The organism is Bacillus cereus group sp. Bc010 (genome assembly GCF_027716745.1).
Lineage (GTDB): Bacteria > Bacillota > Bacilli > Bacillales > Bacillaceae_G > Bacillus_A > Bacillus_A pacificus.
In genome coordinates this window covers 1-19165 of sequence record NZ_JAQFUY010000042.1, presented here as the reverse complement: position 1 = coordinate 19165, position 19165 = coordinate 1, and the positions used below count along the sequence as shown (strand labels likewise).

The window sequence follows — 19165 nt, the reverse complement described above, 5'->3', positions numbered from 1 at the left end:
ACAAATACTTTGTAAGGTAAATATTTCATGAAATTACTTTACTTATAAAGAGTCATCTTTTATAATCAAAAGTGGTAATTGATAAAGATTATCATTTTCAATGATCGTAGAAAGGAGTTTTTTAAAAGATGAGTAGTCAACTCCGTTTTGCTGTTGAAAATCGTAAGAGGCATTTAATTGATGAGTTAATTGGAGCGGGTGTGTTTAAAATTCGTGACCGACAATTATACGAGCTGTCTTTAGAGGAATTGGAAAAAGAGTACGAAGATATGGAAGATTATGCAGATATTCAGGCATAGCTATATATATTAGTAAAAAGAGAGCTGGTTACGATTTTGTGTAGCCAGCTCTCTTTTTATTTCGTAGAAATTATTTTTTGTATTTCTTTCATTGGACGAAGCCAGTTTTGAGTCATCATTCGTTCTATTTGTTTTTCGTCCTGCTTTTGCAGTGCTTGAATAATGGAGTGATGTTCTTCAATAGATTGACTTGCTGGAACGAAGTTTTGGAAAAACAAGTATTCAAGACGTAAAACGTGAAGTTGCATATTTTCTAGAAAGGGTTCAATATATTGATTTTTAGCAATAGAAGAAATGGTATTGTGAAATTGTATATCTAGTTGTAAAGCTTGTTTTGTGTTTTGTTTCTCTATAGAGCACTGAAAATCATCATTTATTACAGAAAGTAGTTTCAAATCAGCGTCTGTAATATTTTGAAGTGCTTGTTTTCCTATAATAGAGTGAAGACCAGCCATCGTCTCATAAATGATCGGAATGTCGTCTAACTGAATAGGAGCAATTTTTGTTTTTTGTCCAGGTACCATTTCCACTAATCCAGAAAGCTCTAATATTTGAAGCGCTTCTCTTACAGGTGTTCTGCTTACTCCTAGTGCTTCAGCTAGTTCCCCATCATTAATTTTTTCATTGGGCTTCAGTACACCTTCAATAATCCAATCTTGTAGTTGATTTAAAACGAGTGATTTTGCTGAAACTCTTCCTAGTTTTTTATTATTTTGAGGGATAGGCATAGTGAATTCAATCCTTTCATTGTATATTTTCCTTTTTCTCATGAACAAGCTTTAATTCGGGTTTCCCTTCATCCGGTTTTTGGCTTAAGATAAGCACCATTACAATGACACAAAGGGCCCCTAATAACTGAAAAGATTGAAATGGTACATGTAATATAAGTACAGAAGAAATAATAGCTGCGAGTGGTTCTGTACAACCGAATAATGTCGTTTCTTTCGGGGTTAAGTATCGTATGCTGTCTAAGTATAAATAAAATGCGATGAGTGTTCCGAAAATGATGACAAATGTGATGAGCGGTAAGGTATTTAGTTTTACATATTTCATCGTTGACAATAAAATGAATTCTTTCGTAGTAATAAAGTGTACAATCGTTACACCCATACCCCCAATAATCATGCCCCATCCAACGATAACTGAGGAAGACCATCTATCTAGTAATTCTTTTGAATATAAACTATAAAAAGCAAGAGATAATCCAGATAAAATACCCCAAATAATAGCTGGTGTAGAAACAGCTAAGTTATGAACAGACCCGTTTGTTAGTAAGAGGAAAGTGCCTACTAATGAAAGGGCAATTGAAATAAAATCAATTTTTGATGGACGAACGTTCCATTTGAAAAGTAAGTATACAGTAATAAATATAGGAGCTAAATATTGCAATAATGTTGCAACGGCAGCATTTCCTTCTTTAATAGAAGCGAAGTATGTGTATTGTACAGCAAGCATACCGAATAGGCCAAACAATATCATTTTAGTAGCATCAGATCTTTGTTTCCATATGCTGAATATTTCTTTTTTTCTCGTTCCGAATGATGAAATAATGAGCAAGATAACGCCCGATATAAGCAATCGAATTGTAACTAACCATTCAGTAGAAACATGTTCATATTGAAAAAGTTGTTGTGCAGCTGTTCCGGATAATCCCCATAAACAAGCACCAATTACAACCATAATGATTCCTTTTAAACGATTTGGATTCATCATGTATTGATTCCTCCTTTCAAAAAATATATTGTATACAATATGCAATATATCACGAAATGAATAAAAAACAAACTGAAAATTCTCTCTTTATGTAAAGCTGTTATTCAGATTAAAGAAGTTTGTTAAATAAGAGAACGATAAAATAGAAAGGCTTTCGTTTACGGAAGCCTTTCTATTTTAAATTATGAAGTGTAAGTAAAAGCTGGAATAGGATCAATGAATGTATCCCAGTTTTCTGCCATTTCTTTTTCTGTTAATAGACAATCATCTAATGATTGTTCAATTAAAGAACGGTTCATATCAATTCCGATAAATACGAGTTCGGTTATTCGATCTCCATATCGCTCGTTCCAGCTTTTCAATACTTCGGGTTCTTCTGTAATAATTTGATTTCTTTCAGTTTCAGGTAATGCCGCTATCCATTCACCGGCTCCTTGAATTGTAATAGAGGAACCCGCTTGAGATAGAAGCCCTATCATATTATTACGTGATGCGAGCCAGAAAAAGCCTTTTGCTCTTACGACATCCACAGGCCATTTTTCTAGCCAATTCATAAGGCGTTCAGGATGGAAAGGATATTTACGGCGATACACAAAGGAATTGATGCCATATTCTTCAGTTTCAGGTGTATGATGTTCACTATTTAATTCTTGTATCCAACCCGCCGATTGACTCGCTTCCTCATAATTGAATAAGTTTGTATTCAAAATTTCTTGCAGTGGTACGTTGCTAAATGAAGTTTCAATAATTTTTGCACTAGGATTTAATTTCTTAAGTAAATGATGGAGCTCTCTCACATCTTCTTTTTCTAGTAGGTCTATCTTATTAAGGAGAATTACATTTGCAAACTCAATTTGATCTATTAATAAATCAATAACTTCCCGAGTATCGTTTTCATCAATTGCCTGCTTACGGTCTAATAAACTTTCACCATCTGCAAAATCATCCCAAAATCTATTTGCATCTACAACAGTAACCATCGTATCGAGGCGACAATTTTTTGTTAAGTCAATGTTCAGAACATCGTCTGTATACGTAAACGTTTGGGCAACTGGAATCGGCTCACTTATACCGGAAGATTCAATAACTATATAGTCAATATCACCGTTTTCCACAAGCCGATTCACTTCTATCATTAAATCCTCTCGTAGTGTGCAACAAATACAGCCATTTTGAATTTCTACTAGTTTTTCCTCCGTACGTGAAAAACCACCTTTTTTGATAAGGGATGCATCAATGTTTACTTCGCTCATATCATTAACGATAACAGCTACTTTTAAGTTGTTCTTATTAGTCAAAATATGATGTAGTAAGGTAGTTTTTCCAGCTCCTAAAAAACCACTTAATACAGTGATAGGTACTTTTTTCATGAAATACTCTCTCCTTTAAATCGTAATGATTACGTTTTATATTAAATGATGGAAAAGAAAAAAACAATAATAAATCATAATGATTACGATTTAAGAATAGAAATAGACTATGAAATTTGTGCTATAGCAGGAAGCTTTTGGACAAGCACTTGTTTACATATAAGTAAAATGGAGGCGAGAAGGATGGTCTTTAATAGGGTTTCAAAAGAATTAATAGGAATAGCTCTTATTGTTATGTTTCTCTTTTTATTATTTTTTGTAGATTTTACAAGTTTAGCAAATTTGCATAAAAGTATGCCAAAAGAATGGTTGAATGTGAATACGGTGTTTTTAAGTATTATATTTGAAGCAATACCATTTATTTTATTAGGGGTAATTGTTTCTTCTCTCATTCAAGTGTTTGTGACAGAAGATATGATTCAAAAAGTAATGCCGAAATCTCCAATTGTTGCAATGGTTCCAGCAGTATTTGTTGGAATTCTTTTTCCAATGTGTGAATGTGTCATTATACCAATTGTAAGAAGGCTCATTCAAAAGGGGTTACCACTTCATGTGGGCATTGTTATTTTGCTAAGTGCACCTATTATGAATCCAGTTGTTCTTTTATCTACTGTATATGCGTTTCAAAAAAATGATTACATTGTATATGCACGCTTTGGGGTAACAATTCTTGTTGCTCTATTCATAGGTTTAATTGTGTATTATCGCTATCGCGAAAGAAATGTTTTAAAAGACGTAGAGGTGTCAGTTCAAAAAAACAAAAAAAAGAGTTGGAAAGATGTTATGAATCACACTGTAGATGAGTTTTTTGATACTGGTAAGTATTTACTGATTGGTGCCTTTTTAGCAAGTGTATTTCAAACATTTTTTGATCGGAATGTACTGGATGCAGTAGCACATAACGAAGTAATTGCCCCAATTATTATGATGGGATTTGGTTATGTTTTATCCATTTGCTCTGCGGCCGATTCGTTTATAGCGGCATCTTTTGGACATGTTTTCTCTGTAAAAGCACTTCTCGCATTTCTTGTGTTTGGGCCTATGATCGATATGAAAAATACGTTCATGTTATTTGCATATTTTCAAAAGAGATTTGTATTTTTTTTGATTGGAATTATTATTTTATCGGTGTACACAATCGTACAAATTACAACGTTATAGGAGGTGAGAAACGTGGAGGAAAAGGAACAGAAGGCCTATCATCGCTATATTCGTGGCATTATTTTAATTGGTTTAGCAATGCTCTTATTTAAACTATTTGTAACAGGGAATATTTATAATTTTATCGCTCCAAAAATGGTTAAATTTACGTATATAGCTTTTGTAGTAATTTTACTTCTTGGTTCATTACAAGTTTGGGGAGATGAGAGAGAGGAACAAGATGATTGTAATTGTTGTGTGCATCACAGGGAATTGAAGTTAGGGGTAAAAAGATATTTTGTATATGTTTTATTTGTTGTTCTAATTATTAGTGCTTTTTTATTTGGAGGTGTAACAATTGATGGAAGTTTAGCAGGAAAAAGGGGTATGAATCAAAGTGTACAGGCGATAAGTATGGAAAAGAACGAAAAAGAGGGAATACAGGCAAATTCTAATGGGAAAGAACAAGATGAAAGTTCGAATTTAAAAGTGACTGATCAAGCGGAAGAACAATTAGCAAAAAGTATGTTGGGACAACGAAAGATACAAGTAGAGGATAAGGATTATGTTCAAACAATGAGTATAATTGGTCAAGATGTAAAAGGATTTAAAGGGAAGGAAATTACATTCTCAGGGTTTATATATAATGATAAGGATGTGACAGGTGATAAAGTGGTAGTGGCGCGATATGGCATAACTTGTTGTATTGCGGATGCATCAGTCTGGGGGATGATTGTTGCAGGGGAAAACGTAAAAAAGCTCCCACAAGAAACATGGGTGAAAATAACAGGTTTGTTGGACGAAACGACATATAAAGGAACGCTATTTCCACTCGTAAAAGTAAACAAAGTGGAGAAAATCAATAAGCCAACAGACCCATATGTATATGATGCTTTACCCCAATAAAAAGAATAAATTCTTCATATTTTCATGAAATAGAATCATAATCATAACGATAAAAAAATAAAGATAAGAGTAATTTGGTTTGTTAAAAATATGGGTAGAAGGAGATATGCGATGAGCTGGGTTACTCATAAACCAACATTTGAATTTGATAATTATAGCCATTTTATTCGGGCAAATACGGCGTGGATTGGGCATTTAGACTTTGCATATGATTTAGTAAGGTTTGAAAAGCCGGAAGTATTAGTCGAGTTAGGTACACATTTAGGAGCTTCTTTTTTCAGTTTTTGTCAAGGGGTAAAGGATGGGGGATTAGCTACAAAATGTTTTGCTGTAGATACTTGGACGGGAGATGAGCATACAGGTCCATATGGAGAAGGCGTTTATCAAATCGTAGAGAAAGTCGTAAATACGAGTTATCCCAATATAGGTAATTTAATTCGTTCTACTTTCGATGAGGCCGTTGATCAATTTCAAGATGGAACGATAAACTTGTTGCATATTGATGGCTATCATACGTATGAAGCAGTTTCTCATGATTATAAAACATGGTTACCAAAACTTGCGAATAACGGTATTGTCTTATTTCATGATATTGAGGTGAAAGATCGAAACTTCGGTGTGTATAAGTTTTGGGATGAAGTCACAGCAAAGCACCCTCATTTTCAGTTCCAGCATTCATATGGACTCGGCGTATTATTTCCGAAAGGTTGTAGCGATAAGTTTGTGGAAATACTTAAAAATAAAGAAGAAATACAAAATATGTATAAATAAAAGTGGAGCATGCATCATTTGAATGATGCGTGCTTTTTTGTGTGGGGAATAATGATATTCCTTTAAACGGTGAGGATAATAGTAAAAGGTTTTATGTTGGCAAATATTAAAAAAGTTACTCTTTGATTGTTAAATATAAAAAATGTAACATTTTTTATATTTTCCATTGCGAAAAGTAGCATCTACTTTTACAATAGAAAAGGTGTCCAATATATTATACTGGAAAAATAAATCGAAATAATATGAAAATTTTGTTTTGTCTTCGCTAATTGTATATTACATACATGTAAGACGACACACGTCATGTTATCGACTTGTAAGGAGAGAAAAAAATGAAAAGTGTAAGATTACCATCGATGCTAGAAATCATAGTTCTTTTATTACTATTTCTTGCTGTTGTCTTTTCCTTCCAAACGATTTTTGATCTCCCAATTCAATTAGCGCTATTTATTTCATGGTTTTTAGTAATTGCGCTTGGATTAAGATTAGGATTTCGTTATCAAGAATTGCAAGATGCAATTACGAAAGGGATTTCTAACGGATTAGAAGCAATACTGATTTTAGTTGCAGTAGGTGCTTTAATTGGAACATGGATTGCTGGTGGCGTTGTACCAACATTAATCTATTATGGATTAGAATTTATTCACCCTAGCATATTCCTATTAGCAACATTAATTATTTGTTCGATCACTTCTATCGCGACAGGAACATCATGGGGAACAGTTGGAACAGCAGGTATTGCTATGATGGCGATTGGTGAAGGGCTTGGATTACCACTTCCACTTGTTGCTGGTGCAGTTCTTTCAGGAGCTTATTTCGGCGACAAATTATCACCACTTTCTGATAGTACAGTTCTGGCAGCTTCTATGGCGAAAGTAGATGTTATTGCTCACGTTCGAGCTATGCTCGTATTAGATGTTCCGGCTTACATTATTACTAGCATTATGTTTACTGTAGCTGGTTGGATGTATGGCGGCGATAACGTAGATTTAAATCGAGTAGAGTTTTTAAAAGAAGCTTTATTAAAGCAATTTGATATTAAAATATGGATGCTTGTTCCAGCGGTCATTGTTATTGTTCTATTAGCACTAAAGAGACCGTCTATGCCAACAATTGCAATGGGAGCTTTAATTGGTGCGATTTGGGCAACTCTTTTCCAAGGAATGAACTTTGGAGATGCCATTGGAACAGCGTATAATGGATTCTCAATTCAATCTGGTGTTGAATTTGTGGACAAGTTATTAAACCGTGGTGGAATTAACGGTATGCTTGGATCAGTAGCCGTTATTATTTTCGGTTTAGGATTTGGTGGACTACTTGAAAAACTAGGTGTTTTAAAAGTAATCGTATCAAAATTTGAGAAGAAATTAAATTCTGCAGGTAATGTAACATTGTCTACATTAATCGTGGCATTCTTAGCGAATATATTTGGTTGTGCAATGTACGTATCATTAATTTTAACACCGAAAATTATGGAAGAAAGCTATGATAAATTAAAAATAGACCGACGTGTATTAGCACGTAACTCAGAAGTAGGTGGAACGTTAACTTCAGGTATGGTTCCATGGTCTGATAATGGTATTTTTATGGCTGGTATTTTAGGTGTAGCAACGTTCTCATACGTTCCGTTTATGTGGTTAAGCTTCGTATCGTTAATTTTAGCAGTTATTTACGGATATACAGGCAAATTTATTTGGTATGTTGATGATGCTGAAAAAGGAAAAGAAGCATCATAAATAAAAAATCACCTTCTACGTGTTGTAGAAGGTGATTTTTTATTTTGTAATAGGAGTTGAAGAAGTTATCTCAACCTCATATTTAGCAATTTTTTGTCGTATCTTTTTCTGCTAATTGACGAACAAGTTCATATCCAATTCCTTTATTTGCATCTGTTATGAAAGCATATTTTTTCGTATTGAATTCCTCCAGTAGTGTTATAGTAGGTTACAAAGGAAAGGGTACAGCCTAAACTTAAGTTTAGGCCAAGAGGAATTATTAAAAATAAGTATAGAATATCTACATATACGAGTGAGAATTCTTATCATTTAAGAGAAAGTCTGTTATTATAAGAAATGTAGGTATTTTATTTTCAAGGGGATGAAAAAATGGAGTACAGAATTGAAAGAGATACAATAGGAGAAATTAAAGTTCCAGCTGATAAATTATGGGCAGCACAAACACAACGTAGTAAAGAAAACTTTCCGATTGGAACAGAGCAAATGCCGCTTGAAATTGTAAAAGCATTTGCCATTTTAAAGAAGAGTGCAGCACTTACTAATAAAAAATTAGGAAAGTTATCAGAAGAAAAAGCAGAAGCAATTGTGACAGCAGCTGACGAAGTGATTGTAGGGAAATGGAATGAACATTTTCCACTTGTCGTATGGCAAACAGGTAGTGGTACTCAGTCAAACATGAATGTGAATGAAGTAATTGCAAACCGAGGGAATCAAATTTTGAAAGAGAAGGGATCTGACGTACATATTCATCCGAATGATGATGTGAACATGTCTCAAAGTTCAAATGATACTTTCCCAACTGCGCTTCATGTAGCATGTGTACTCGCAGTAGAAAATCACGTGTTACCAGCAATTACGAAATTAAAAGAAACGTTAGCAGAAAAAGTAACTGCATTTGAACATATTATAAAAATTGGTCGTACACATTTACAAGATGCGACACCGTTAACATTAGGACAAGAAATTAGTGGATGGCACCGTATGCTTGAAAAAACAGAGCGTATGATTGCAGAGAGCAATACATATATGAAAGAGCTTGCGATTGGTGGTACTGCAGTTGGAACAGGTATAAACGCCCATCCTAAATTTGGTGAGATGGTATCTGAGGAAATTAGCCAATTTACAGGTAAGCAATTTATTTCTGCACCAAATAAATTCCATGCATTAACGAGTCATGATGAAGTTGTATATACGCATGGGGCATTAAAAGCATTAGCAGCGGATTTAATGAAGATCGCTAACGATGTGCGCTGGCTGGCAAGTGGTCCACGTAGTGGGCTAGGAGAAATTATTATTCCAGTAAATGAGCCAGGAAGCTCTATTATGCCAGGAAAAGTAAATCCAACGCAAAGTGAAGCGTTAACGATGGTTGTAGCACAAGTGATGGGAAATGACGCAACAATCGGATTTGCAGCGAGCCAAGGCAATTTTGAGTTAAATGTATTTAAACCTGTTATTGCATATAACTTCTTACAATCTGCTCACTTATTAGCAGATGCAATTGTTTCATTTAATGATAATTGTGCAGTTGGTATTGAAGCAGATGAAGAAGTCATTAAAGAGAATGTGAATCGTTCATTAATGCTTGTTACAGCATTAAACCCGCATATCGGATATGAAAATGCAGCGAAAATTGCGAAGCATGCTCATAAAGAAGGGCTAACTTTAAAAGAAGCAGCGCTGCAATCTGGACTACTAACAGAAGAACAATTTGATGAAATTGTCGATCCGAAAAAAATGATTGCTCCGAAAGAGTAATAAAAACGCCAAGATTCTTCGTTTAGAATCTTGGTTTTTTTATTACTGTAAGTGCCAAAATATATTATTTGTTAGCAGACATATTCAATATTTTCATATGTGGGCAGTTTTCTTTTAAAAGTGCAATGAATTTTTCTTCTTCTTGTGGTACGAAAGTTGTCACAGAGTCGAATAAATTATAATGGATTTCTAATTGCTGTCTAGTCCATTTCTTTGAATGAAGTTTTTTACCAGAGTATTTAATGTGGCGAATATCTTCAAAGGGAATTTCAGTACGTAGTATGAAACCATGTTTTACGAAAAGAGATGATTCCGTTACGTTGTAGTGAGAGAAATAGAATGAAGAAAGATTCACGATATTTAGCAGCATCATGAGGGTGAAAAAAATAGAATTTTCATTTTGGAAGAATAGCGAAATGAAAAAAATCATGATAAATAATGTAATAAAAATGACGTGAAATGGATTTTTTTTCGCTTTAAATTTCAAGTTAGTCACCTCGGTATACGTGTACTTTAACTAAATTAAATCATAACATCGTAATAAAACGTGTGAATATGCATAATTGCATATTCACACGTTTTATTATTCATGTAAAATTTCTTGATGGGATAAATTCAAAAGAAGTTTTGTAATAGTGGAGTGGCATGAAGTGACTTACAAGAATAGAAAGATAGCGTTAGTCATAATTAGTTGTATGACGGTTATGGGTAGTTGTGCAAAGAAATTTGTTGAGGATGGAAATCGAAAACATATATTTGTAGAGGTAAGTAAGGTTTTAGTAGAGACTGTAAATAGAATATATAAAAAGTAAAAGGTGTTTTCTTATATGGAAACACCTTTTTTGTAGTTAAAATTGAATGCTGAAGTTTTGGAATGTATGAATACCAGTCCCGTGTTTGATCAGCTCTTTATCATTTAAATATTGAATAGCATATTTTACCTCTTTCAATATAACAGGTGAAAGGCCGAGGGTATGATGTGAACCAAAAATTTGTTTAATAGGAAAGACGTTTGTAATTTTATTTAGAGACTGAACTAGATCTACAGGATTTGTAGATGGATAAAATGCAAAAATCGTGCCCTCATAAAGTAAATCTCCCGTAAATAAAAACGCAGTTTCATAATCGTATAGGCAAATATGTCCCGGTGAGTGACCTGGGGTATGTATAATTTGAATCTTCCTATTTCCGATATCAATAATGTCTCCATCTTGTAGTAATTTTGTTGGTGTTCCTTGAAAAGGCTTGAATGTTTCAGGTTGAAATGTTTTAGGTGTAGGTAAAGTGATATCTCGAGCGATGTCATGCCTAATTTGAGTAATAGGAAGTCCTTTTATCCCGTTAATGAGCCAATCTGCTTCTAAAGCATGTACATAGATCTCTTCATAGTGTGAGTGACTACCGATATGATCCCAATGGACATGTGTTGTGACAACAGTAATTGGTAAGGTTGTTAGTTGGTCAGTTATACGCTTCAGATTATCGATACCTAGTCCAGTGTCAATAAGGAGTGCGGTAGTATCGCCTACAAGTAAGAAGGAATGTACTTTCTCCCAATGTCCATATTCACTAATTGCATATGTATTTTGGGCAATTTGTTTAACAGTAAACCAAGGGTCGTCCAGAATATTCATGTTTTGTTTCACATCCTATCGTAATTCATATATTAAATACATTCGCTTTTCGTTGCTTTATGTCCTTTTAAAAGAATATCCAATAGACGTTTTTATAAAAGTTTACAAAATAGGTAAACGAAATGTTGAAAAGTTTGTTTTGGTTATGTTAAGATGATGAAGTGATAATAAACGTTATTAAGATTTGTCTATTTTAAAACAAACATTTTAAAGGAGTGTTTAGTATGAGTGATATTTCAGAGAAGTTTTGGGACGCTTCAGTTGAGGAGTTGAAGAAAGGGTATGTATTTGAAGCGGAAGCAGAGGAATATATTTGTTTAGCGTGTGGAGAAGCGTTTATTAAAGGTGTTATTTATCAAGATAATCAAGTTTTGTATGAAGCAGAGAAGTTTGTACAATTGCATGTGCAAAACGAACATACGTCGATGTTTGATTATTTATTAAATCTAGATAAGAAGTATACAGGTTTAACTGATTTGCAAAAGAAGATGGTTCAGTTTTTCCATATGGGGCTGAATGATAAAGAGATTGTGAAAGAGATGGATGGGGGAAGTACTTCAACCATCCGCAATCATCGGTTTACACTTCGAGAGAAAATGAAGCAAGCGAAAGTGTTTTTAGCGTTAATGGAACTGTCAGAAGAAAAATCAAAAGTACAAACGAAATTTGTACCCATTCATAGAACAGCAACGATGGTAGATGATCGTTACAATATTACAGAAGAAGAAAATGATGAAGTGTTAAAAACGCATTTTACAGAGGGATTAGATGGACCGCTTTCTAAATTTCCAAAAAAGCAAAAGCGTAAATTAATTATATTACGTCATTTAGTGACGAAGTTTGATAGTAATAAAAAGTACACTGAAAAAGAAGTAAATGCTATTATAGAAAGCGTATATCCGGATTTTGTAACTTTGAGAAGATATTTAATCGAATACGGGTTTTTAGATAGAACAGCTGATGGAAGCCAATATTGGGTGAAGTTATAATAACATAGGAAAGAATATGAATAGAAGCACACCATTACAACAAATATACAAAAAGATGGAAGTTGAAAAACAGATTTTTAATAAAAGGAGAAATGAAATTTGAAACCACCTACAAATAACAATAAAGAAGGTGCGGAGTCACATAAGTTAGAAAGTGAGAGTAAACCGATTTGGAAATCGATGTCCATGTTTTTAGTACCGTTACTATTAAGTAATGTACTACAATCAGTTGGACAATTATTCGGTATGGTAGTAGTAGGAAGATGGCTTGGAGTGAATGATTTAGCGGCCATATCGGCATTCTTCCCATTATTTTTCTTACTTGTTTCATTCGTAATTGGTATTGGTTCAGGGAGTTCCATTTTAATTGGTCAGGCGTTTGGGGCAAAAAACGAAGATCGTTTAAAAGCGATTGTTGGTACGACGCTAACATTTACCTTTATTATTGGAGTTGTGTTAGCGATAGTAGGTAGTATTTTTGCAATGGATATTATGCGCCTTATGGGGACGCCAGAAAATATTATTGAAATAAGTGTACATTATGCACGTATTTTATTTATATCGATGCCAATCTTATTTTTATATTTCGCATACACAACGTTTATGAGAGGTACAGGAGATTCTAAAACGCCATTTTACTTTTTAATTGTAAGTACAGCGCTAAATATGATTTTATTACCAATCCTTATTTTTGGATGGTTAGGTGCTCCAAAATTAGATGTGTATGGAGCAGCCTATGCTTCTGTTATATCTACAGTTATTACGTTTATTGTCATGTTAGTGTATTTAAAGAAGAAAAATCACCCGCTACAATTAGATAGTACGGTAAGGAAATATCTTCGAATGGATTGGGGTTTATTAAAGTTATTACTACGACTCGGTATTCCAGCAAGTATTAATATGATATTAGTTTCATTATCAGAAATTGCGGTAATCGCGTTTGTAAATCGTTACGGTTCGGATGCAACAGCAGCTTATGGCGTTGTGAACCAAGTTGCAAGTTATGTACAAATGCCAGCCGTTAGTCTTGGTATTACAGTCTCCATTTTTGCTGCACAATCAATTGGTGCGAATCAATTTGATCGATTGCAGAAAGTTGTGAAGGCCGGAATTATTATGAACTACGTCATCGGTGGTGTGCTAATATCACTCATTTACTTGTTCTCAAGAGACATTCTAGCACTATTTTTAACGAGTCAAACTACAATTGAAATTGCTCATAGCTTAGTTATGATCACATTATGGAGTTATTTAATTTTCGGTCATGCGCAAATTATAAGTGCGACAATGCGAGCAAGCGGTACAGTATTATGGCCAACTGTTATTGGCGTCGTATCAATTTGGCTTGTTGAAGTACCTGTAGCGTATTACCTTTCTTACCATACAAGTCTTGGTATAGAAGGGATATGGATTGGATACCCAACAGCATTTATTGTTAGCTTAATACTACAATATGCATATTATAAGCTTTCATGGCAGAAGAAACGAATTACACGATTAGTGAGTTAAACACTAAAAATGTCCCTAAGTTATTATACTTAGGGACATTTTTTATAAGTGCAGATTTACAAATAGCTTTTTAAAGTAATATCAAAATGTTGTCTAATGAGTTTATTATCACTCATATAAAATTCCCACGCTTTTTCTGGTTCACCGATAATTTCAAAAGATTCTTCTGTAATATATAAGGCGCAATTATCTTCTAGTGCAATGCCTTCTATATTACCTTGATGATTTTGTAAAAAGGAATGGAAGGCGTTCATTCTATTTAATTGATTATAATGTGGGCAAAACCTTTTGTTCACAATGCCCCAGCCGTTACTCTCTATATAACCAGAACCTTCATAATCTGAGCGGATACTAGATGTGAACCAACACATAGCACCAGCGCTACACCCTGCAATGAGCGTTCCTTGCTGCAGAGCCAATAGTAATTTTTCATCGAGCTTATGTTCTTTCCATTCTGTAATCATTTGAATATAGTTCCCGCCACCGAGATAAATTAAATCAGCAGACTGAATCATTTCGTCTATTTCATATTTAGAAGGTGTATCGGCTATAATACGTAAAATTTGTACGTCACAGTGTAATTGTTTTTCGAATGTGTCTAAAAATAATTTTATATAGCTTTCATCATCATGACTAGCTGTAGGAATAAATAATACTTTCGGATACTGTTTATTTGTTAATTCTATAAGTCGCTCATTAATAGGCGAGTGATTTGAATCTTGTAAATCACCGCCACCAATGACAGCTAATTTCATAGTAAAGCACCACCTAATCATTTTCGTTATATAAAAATTCGATAGAAGAGAGTTACATTCCTTCTCTTACGTAATGAATAAGTAGAAAATGGGGTTTAAATATATTGGAATAATAAAGGTGATAGTGGCTATATAGGAAAATGAATTAGAAACAGTTTACCCCGCAATAACGGGCAGTAAGACCCCCATCTCAAAATTCAGCGGAAGCAAAGAAGTTAGGCGGGGGATGAACAAAACCCCTACTGATTAAAGTTTCACCTTATTGTTATATAATGCTTCTTACTATTGTTTCAAAATATGGAAACAATATGTTTAAATAGATATATCGAAGCATGAATTCATATTGAATGAGTGCCTATCCTTTAAAAAAGAATTGTAAATAATAGAGATTTTACAAATGAGTTTTTACTTTTAATAGGAAGTTGTATTACAATATGGTAAAATTATTTCAATATATTTATTTAATATAAAAATACAAAGAGGGAGCGTGAAAAAAGTGGATTTTCGATTTGAATTTACAACGAAGGTGAAAGAATACTTGGATGATGAGAAGGATGAAAAAATAATAAAAGATGGACATAGAGATATCATTTTTCAATATTTATATCCACTAGAGAGTGAAATTGGTATTTATAAAAATCCTAACTTTACTTTTTTTGCATCAGGAAGACGCTCGCATATCGTATTAGAAAACATTGAATTTAAAACAGAGGTAAATGTAAAAAGTAACATCATTGAAATTACAAAAATAGTGGATAATGTCGTTATCCCGTTAGATACTATCGTAGCGAAAGATCGGGAATTGTTTGCACTTGGGCGTAATGAGAAGTTTAGTGTACAAATATTAGAGCAGTATCTGTTTGAAACATTTGGAGAAAAGTTAGGTTTACAGTAAATGGGATTTGGGAGTGGATTTTAGTGTATAGCATTCATAATTGACCTTTTATTTCATTTATACTACAATTCGTAGTGTGAAAGGAGCTATACGATGTTTACTCAAAACTATAAGCTAAATGAACAAGGGCTAAATCATTTCTTTGGACCGCTTGAAGCAAAGATTATGGAGATTGTTTGGTCTAGTGAGGGTATTACGATTAAAGAAGTACAGCAGAAATTAAGTGAAGAATCACCTGTAAATTTTAATACTGTAATGACAGTTATGAACAGGTTAGTAGAGAAATTACACTTAGAAAAGCAGACTATGAAAAGAAGTGGAATATATCGTGCTGTACAAACAAAAGATGAATTCTTATCCAATCAAACGAAGAAAATGACACAGGAATTGATGGGGGAATTTGGTGATTTAGTTGTAAATCATATGCTAGATGAATTAGAGCAAGTTGATCCGACTTTAATAAAAAAGTTAGAAGATAAATTGAGTCAGTTAAAAAAAGAGGATTAATGAAATGAAATGGCAAATGCGTAAAATCGTATTGTTAGCAGTCATTGTTAGTTCCCTCTTTTTTAGTATGTTAGTGTATTACGTTACATATCCATTTCTGTTTCAAAATAAGGCGTTCTTTCTTTCGAATTTTTGCTTGTTTCAGTTAGAAAAACATATGAAAGAATTATCATTCATTCGTATTATAATCGCTGGATTTCTACTACTTACTGTGTTTATTGTTTGCAAAAAAATGTGGCGACAATTTTTTGATACTAAAAGATTACAAAAAGTACTTATTCCCTTCGTTCGAAAAGGAAAACAAATATATATATTGCCGACTGCGGAAGTTGCGGCATTTACAATTGGGTTATTTCGTCCGAAAGTTGTCGTGTCAGAAGGGATGCTTCAAACTTTTTCAGCTGAAGAAATGGATGCGATTATTTTTCATGAAGAATATCATCAAAACAATCGAGACCCATTAAAATTATTTTGTTTTACGTTATTAGCAGAAGGAATGATATACATCCCGATATTAAAAGGGCTATTGCAGCGCTATCATGTGTATCAAGAGTTAGCTGCAGATAAGTATGCAATGCGGAAAATGAAATCTAAATTCGAGTTAGGAAGCGCATTATTAAAATTAATTAAAATAAAGACAATGGAAAATCGATGTGTTACAGCTTCATTTGCAAAAACAGCAATAAATTTACGAATTGAGCAAGTGTTACATGAAAAAGTTGTTAAGCTCAATATGCCGTTACATACGAATTCGGTATATGTAACAGTAGGTTTATTTTGTATGTCGGTTGTACTGATTGTCGGAGAGTGCATATAGCCTCTTTTTTTTAAGTATTAACACTACTTTATGTAGTGTGTTTAGGAGGAAGAAAAGTGAAGAAACTAATTGTGATTATACTAGCCGGAGCACTAATTTGGGCCGGAGTGAACTTTTATAATACAAAGAAAGAAGAAAAGGAAAGAAAAGAAAAACAAGCGGAGTTACAAAAAACAGAAGTATTACCACAAGTAGGATTTAAAGCACCAAACATAACGTTAAAAGGACTAGACGGGAAGTTGTATTCGTTACATGATGCAAAGGGAAAACCGTATCTTATTAATTTTTGGGCATCATGGTGTGGTCCATGTGAAATGGAGGCACCTGACTTAGTTCGTATGTATGATAAATATAAAAAGGATGTTGAAATCTTTGCGGTAAATGCAACAATCGGAGATCCAGTGCAAGAAGCGAGCGCTTTTGCGGATCGTCACGGATTTAAGTTTCCTGTTTTACTAGATATGGACGGAGTAGCTGGATTAGACTATAAAGTATTTTCTTTACCAACGACGTTTTTTGTTAATAAAGATGGCATTATCGTAGAGCAAGTACGAGGCGTATTACCTCCAGATCAATTAGAAGAGAAATTTAAGAAATTAATTGAGAGTTAAAGAGGGGATTTTGTATTAATGGAGTGGATCGTGAGGTTACAACCCGTATCTCTTATAATTGGAAGTCTATTTGGATTTATGTTGATGAAACGAAAGATGAAGAAACAAAGTGTACCATATGAAAAAATGATGGATGCAGTAACAAATGCTTTTCTTATCATCGTATTTTTATGGAAATTTGCACCGGCAATTTTAAATCCAGTATGGGCTATTAGGTCGCCACTGCAAGCATTATTAGCTATAGGAAGTATGAAACATATTATAGTAGGATGCATAATTGCAAGTGTATACATTGTTTGGAAAAGTAAAAAGGAGCAATTTTCACTTCGCATTTTACTTGATACATTGCCTATTGGACTATGTATGAGTATTGTTTTCTATTTTCTATTCCACCACAAAATAGGAGTACAAACGACAATGCCTTGGGGTGTGAAAGTATATGAATCTAAATTTTTATATCACCCCGTTTTTGTATACGAGATCATCCTTGCCCTGTGTCTATTGGGCTTATTATGGATGAAAAATGAAAGGCTCGGAAATGGAAAGAACATAAGTGTTTTTCTAATAGTTGAGGGTGTTGCTCATATTATTCTTTCGCTTATTAGTGAACAGAATTCGATTTTATTTGGTTTATCGATGCAGCAAATACTCAGTTTTTGTGTTCTGAGTTTAGGGATTTTGTTCGTGCCGAAAAAATAAAAATAGCCATGTACGGAGGAATCCGCACGTGGCTATTTTTATTACATCTATTAAAAAATCGGTGGAGTAACAGAAAATAAAACAATCGCATTTTTCTCAAATTGATTTACCCATTTATGTTTTAAATAAGCGGGTATTTTTACACTATCACCCGTTTCTAATATGTATTCTTCTTCATTTAAATGTAATGTGATTTTCCCTTCTAATACAAATGCTAATTCTTCACCCTTATGTTCTAGTACATTTTCTGATGAAGCTGTATTCGGCGGGACAGTCATAATCGCTGTTGCTAAATTTCCTGTGAAATCAGGTGATAGCATTTCATATGATAAATTATCGATAATCATTTTTTTACGTTTATGAGAGCGTACAATTAAATCGTCTGTATTTGTATCTTCAAGTAAAAAGCTAAATGTTGGAACATCAAGCGCTTTAGCGAGAACTTTTAATGTTTGGATAGAAGGGTTAGCAGATCCGCGTTCAATTTGACTTAACATAGATGGTGTAATATCGGCCATCTTTGCTAGTTCTTTACTCGTTAAACCTTTTTCCTTTCTTTGTTTTTCAATTTTTTTACCAATATCTATATTTTCCATAATGAAAATCTCCTTACTGATCATTAAATTATATTTAAATAAATTAAATTAAAATTAACTAAAGTGGATAATTTATGTTAAACTATATTAAAATTAATTTAATTATAATTTATTAAATCGCAAGCTACAAGGTGATGAGGAGGTAATAACAGTAAATAAGAATCTATAAAAAACTATAAAAATTTACAATTACAGGTTTTATATTTTACAGAATTCAACCTATAATATTTTCAGGTGATGAAAAGGGGGAAAAGGATGAAAACAACACGTACTTGTAAAATCAATTCTATTACAAAAGAACAAATGGAAGCTTTAATTACTTTGATCCGTACGTTCGAAAGTGCAAAACGATATAGTTTTAATCGTTTAATTGAAGGAGAAAGCGAGAAAGAATTGATTAAAAAACTACAACTTAAATATTTGTTAAACAAACGCTTTTGTGAAGATGCAGTTTTGCAAG

Annotated in this window: 21 protein-coding genes and 1 pseudogene; 15 read left to right on the top strand and 7 right to left on the bottom strand. The window is 33.4% G+C overall.

Features of this window, described 5'->3' with window-relative positions; genetic code table 11:
• Positions 1-128: 128 nt before the first annotated feature.
• A complete protein-coding gene (gene fbpA, locus PDQ68_RS25635; protein WP_000098301.1) occupies positions 129-299 on the top strand; it encodes a Fur-regulated basic protein FbpA in 171 nt (56 codons plus the stop codon).
• A 56-nt stretch (positions 300-355) separates the two neighbouring features.
• On the opposite strand, the gene PDQ68_RS25630 is transcribed toward fbpA, so the two are convergent.
• The 3 genes from PDQ68_RS25630 to PDQ68_RS25620 form a co-directional block, all read right to left on the bottom strand.
• Positions 356-1027 (bottom strand): GntR family transcriptional regulator, encoded by a 672-nt coding sequence (locus PDQ68_RS25630; RefSeq protein WP_061183350.1) that lies wholly within the window; start codon positions 1025-1027, stop codon positions 356-358.
• A gap of 16 nt (positions 1028-1043) precedes the next feature.
• A complete protein-coding gene (locus tag PDQ68_RS25625) occupies positions 1044-2009 on the bottom strand; it encodes a DMT family transporter (RefSeq protein ID WP_061183351.1) in 966 nt (321 codons plus the stop codon).
• 185 nt (positions 2010-2194) lie between these two features.
• Positions 2195-3382 carry a GTP-binding protein gene (locus PDQ68_RS25620; RefSeq protein WP_061183321.1) on the bottom strand — a complete coding sequence of 396 codons (1188 nt, stop codon included), beginning with the start codon at positions 3380-3382 and terminating at the stop codon, positions 2195-2197.
• 183 nt (positions 3383-3565) lie between these two features.
• On the opposite strand from PDQ68_RS25620, the gene PDQ68_RS25615 reads away from it, so the two are divergent.
• From PDQ68_RS25615 to fumC, 5 genes are all read left to right on the top strand, one after another.
• Complete coding sequence (locus tag PDQ68_RS25615) at positions 3566-4543, top strand: permease (RefSeq protein WP_061183320.1); 978 nt, start codon at positions 3566-3568, stop codon at positions 4541-4543.
• Positions 4544-4555: 12 nt separating this feature from the next.
• Positions 4556-5428 (top strand): TIGR03943 family putative permease subunit, encoded by an 873-nt coding sequence (locus PDQ68_RS25610; protein WP_270787063.1) that lies wholly within the window; start codon positions 4556-4558, stop codon positions 5426-5428.
• 111 nt (positions 5429-5539) lie between these two features.
• Complete coding sequence (locus PDQ68_RS25605) at positions 5540-6199, top strand: class I SAM-dependent methyltransferase (protein ID WP_016717111.1); 660 nt, start codon at positions 5540-5542, stop codon at positions 6197-6199.
• Positions 6200-6531: 332 nt separating this feature from the next.
• Positions 6532-7935 carry a Na+/H+ antiporter NhaC gene (gene nhaC / locus PDQ68_RS25600; RefSeq protein ID WP_000843989.1) on the top strand — a complete coding sequence of 468 codons (1404 nt, stop codon included), beginning with the start codon at positions 6532-6534 and terminating at the stop codon, positions 7933-7935.
• Between the two features lie 369 nt (positions 7936-8304).
• Positions 8305-9693, top strand: a complete 1389-nt coding sequence (gene fumC, locus PDQ68_RS25595) for a class II fumarate hydratase (protein ID WP_061183318.1) — start codon at positions 8305-8307, stop codon at positions 9691-9693.
• A 64-nt stretch (positions 9694-9757) separates the two neighbouring features.
• On the opposite strand, the gene PDQ68_RS25590 is transcribed toward fumC, so the two are convergent.
• A complete protein-coding gene (locus PDQ68_RS25590; RefSeq protein ID WP_000669080.1) occupies positions 9758-10180 on the bottom strand; it encodes a PH domain-containing protein in 423 nt (140 codons plus the stop codon).
• Positions 10181-10343: 163 nt separating this feature from the next.
• Here PDQ68_RS25590 and PDQ68_RS25585 point away from each other — a divergent pair, with 163 nt between their 5' ends.
• A complete protein-coding gene (locus PDQ68_RS25585) occupies positions 10344-10505 on the top strand; it encodes a hypothetical protein (RefSeq protein ID WP_033678361.1) in 162 nt (53 codons plus the stop codon).
• Between the two features lie 36 nt (positions 10506-10541).
• On the opposite strand, the gene PDQ68_RS25580 is transcribed toward PDQ68_RS25585, so the two are convergent.
• Positions 10542-11327 (bottom strand): MBL fold metallo-hydrolase, encoded by a 786-nt coding sequence (locus tag PDQ68_RS25580; protein ID WP_061183317.1) that lies wholly within the window; start codon positions 11325-11327, stop codon positions 10542-10544.
• 224 nt (positions 11328-11551) lie between these two features.
• Between PDQ68_RS25580 and PDQ68_RS25575 the strand changes: the two genes are divergently transcribed.
• Both PDQ68_RS25575 and PDQ68_RS25570 read left to right on the top strand, forming a co-directional pair.
• Positions 11552-12316, top strand: coding sequence for a DUF2087 domain-containing protein (locus PDQ68_RS25575; protein WP_014893866.1), 765 nt, complete (start codon positions 11552-11554; stop codon positions 12314-12316).
• A 99-nt stretch (positions 12317-12415) separates the two neighbouring features.
• Entirely contained in the window at positions 12416-13825 is a 1410-nt protein-coding gene (locus tag PDQ68_RS25570; protein ID WP_061183316.1) for an MATE family efflux transporter, read from the top strand.
• Between the two features lie 56 nt (positions 13826-13881).
• On the opposite strand, the gene PDQ68_RS25565 is transcribed toward PDQ68_RS25570, so the two are convergent.
• Complete coding sequence (locus PDQ68_RS25565) at positions 13882-14580, bottom strand: peptidase E (protein ID WP_000762133.1); 699 nt, start codon at positions 14578-14580, stop codon at positions 13882-13884.
• Between the two features lie 496 nt (positions 14581-15076).
• On the opposite strand from PDQ68_RS25565, the gene PDQ68_RS25560 reads away from it, so the two are divergent.
• From PDQ68_RS25560 to PDQ68_RS25540, 5 genes are all read left to right on the top strand, one after another.
• Positions 15077-15475, top strand: a complete 399-nt coding sequence (locus PDQ68_RS25560) for a DUF3942 family protein (RefSeq protein WP_014893865.1) — start codon at positions 15077-15079, stop codon at positions 15473-15475.
• A gap of 93 nt (positions 15476-15568) precedes the next feature.
• A complete protein-coding gene (locus tag PDQ68_RS25555) occupies positions 15569-15982 on the top strand; it encodes a BlaI/MecI/CopY family transcriptional regulator (protein ID WP_016717115.1) in 414 nt (137 codons plus the stop codon).
• 4 nt (positions 15983-15986) lie between these two features.
• On the top strand, positions 15987-16799 hold the full coding sequence (locus PDQ68_RS25550; protein WP_061183315.1) for a M56 family metallopeptidase: 813 nt from the start codon (positions 15987-15989) through the stop codon (positions 16797-16799).
• A gap of 56 nt (positions 16800-16855) precedes the next feature.
• Positions 16856-17410 (top strand): TlpA family protein disulfide reductase, encoded by a 555-nt coding sequence (locus PDQ68_RS25545; protein ID WP_000734019.1) that lies wholly within the window; start codon positions 16856-16858, stop codon positions 17408-17410.
• Between the two features lie 18 nt (positions 17411-17428).
• Positions 17429-18109 carry a prolipoprotein diacylglyceryl transferase family protein gene (locus tag PDQ68_RS25540; RefSeq protein ID WP_061183314.1) on the top strand — a complete coding sequence of 227 codons (681 nt, stop codon included), beginning with the start codon at positions 17429-17431 and terminating at the stop codon, positions 18107-18109.
• 50 nt (positions 18110-18159) lie between these two features.
• On the opposite strand, the gene PDQ68_RS25535 is transcribed toward PDQ68_RS25540, so the two are convergent.
• A complete protein-coding gene (locus PDQ68_RS25535) occupies positions 18160-18705 on the bottom strand; it encodes a helix-turn-helix domain-containing protein (protein WP_000427640.1) in 546 nt (181 codons plus the stop codon).
• A gap of 234 nt (positions 18706-18939) precedes the next feature.
• Here PDQ68_RS25535 and PDQ68_RS25530 point away from each other — a divergent pair.
• Positions 18940-19165, top strand: a pseudogene (locus PDQ68_RS25530) (transposase); the annotation flags it as partial.

Excerpts from the sequence above, each read along its gene's own strand:
- PDQ68_RS25605 (WP_016717111.1), top strand. The coding sequence starts at position 5,540 with ATGAGCTGGGTTACTCATAAACCAACATTTGAATTTGATAATTATAGC.
- fbpA (WP_000098301.1), top strand. The coding sequence starts at position 129 with ATGAGTAGTCAACTCCGTTTTGCTGTTGAAAATCGTAAGAGGCATTTA.
- PDQ68_RS25615 (WP_061183320.1), top strand. The coding sequence starts at position 3,566 with ATGGTCTTTAATAGGGTTTCAAAAGAATTAATAGGAATAGCTCTTATT.
- PDQ68_RS25580 (WP_061183317.1), bottom strand. The coding sequence starts at position 11,327 with ATGAATATTCTGGACGACCCTTGGTTTACTGTTAAACAAATTGCCCAA.
- PDQ68_RS25565 (WP_000762133.1), bottom strand. The coding sequence starts at position 14,580 with ATGAAATTAGCTGTCATTGGTGGCGGTGATTTACAAGATTCAAATCAC.
- PDQ68_RS25535 (WP_000427640.1), bottom strand. The coding sequence starts at position 18,705 with ATGGAAAATATAGATATTGGTAAAAAAATTGAAAAACAAAGAAAGGAA.
- fumC (WP_061183318.1), top strand. The coding sequence starts at position 8,305 with ATGGAGTACAGAATTGAAAGAGATACAATAGGAGAAATTAAAGTTCCA.
- PDQ68_RS25550 (WP_061183315.1), top strand. The coding sequence starts at position 15,987 with ATGAAATGGCAAATGCGTAAAATCGTATTGTTAGCAGTCATTGTTAGT.
- PDQ68_RS25540 (WP_061183314.1), top strand. The coding sequence starts at position 17,429 with ATGGAGTGGATCGTGAGGTTACAACCCGTATCTCTTATAATTGGAAGT.
- PDQ68_RS25625 (WP_061183351.1), bottom strand. The coding sequence starts at position 2,009 with ATGAATCCAAATCGTTTAAAAGGAATCATTATGGTTGTAATTGGTGCT.
- nhaC (WP_000843989.1), top strand. The coding sequence starts at position 6,532 with ATGAAAAGTGTAAGATTACCATCGATGCTAGAAATCATAGTTCTTTTA.
- PDQ68_RS25620 (WP_061183321.1), bottom strand. The coding sequence starts at position 3,382 with ATGAAAAAAGTACCTATCACTGTATTAAGTGGTTTTTTAGGAGCTGGA.
- PDQ68_RS25575 (WP_014893866.1), top strand. The coding sequence starts at position 11,552 with ATGAGTGATATTTCAGAGAAGTTTTGGGACGCTTCAGTTGAGGAGTTG.
- PDQ68_RS25630 (WP_061183350.1), bottom strand. The coding sequence starts at position 1,027 with ATGCCTATCCCTCAAAATAATAAAAAACTAGGAAGAGTTTCAGCAAAA.
- PDQ68_RS25555 (WP_016717115.1), top strand. The coding sequence starts at position 15,569 with ATGTTTACTCAAAACTATAAGCTAAATGAACAAGGGCTAAATCATTTC.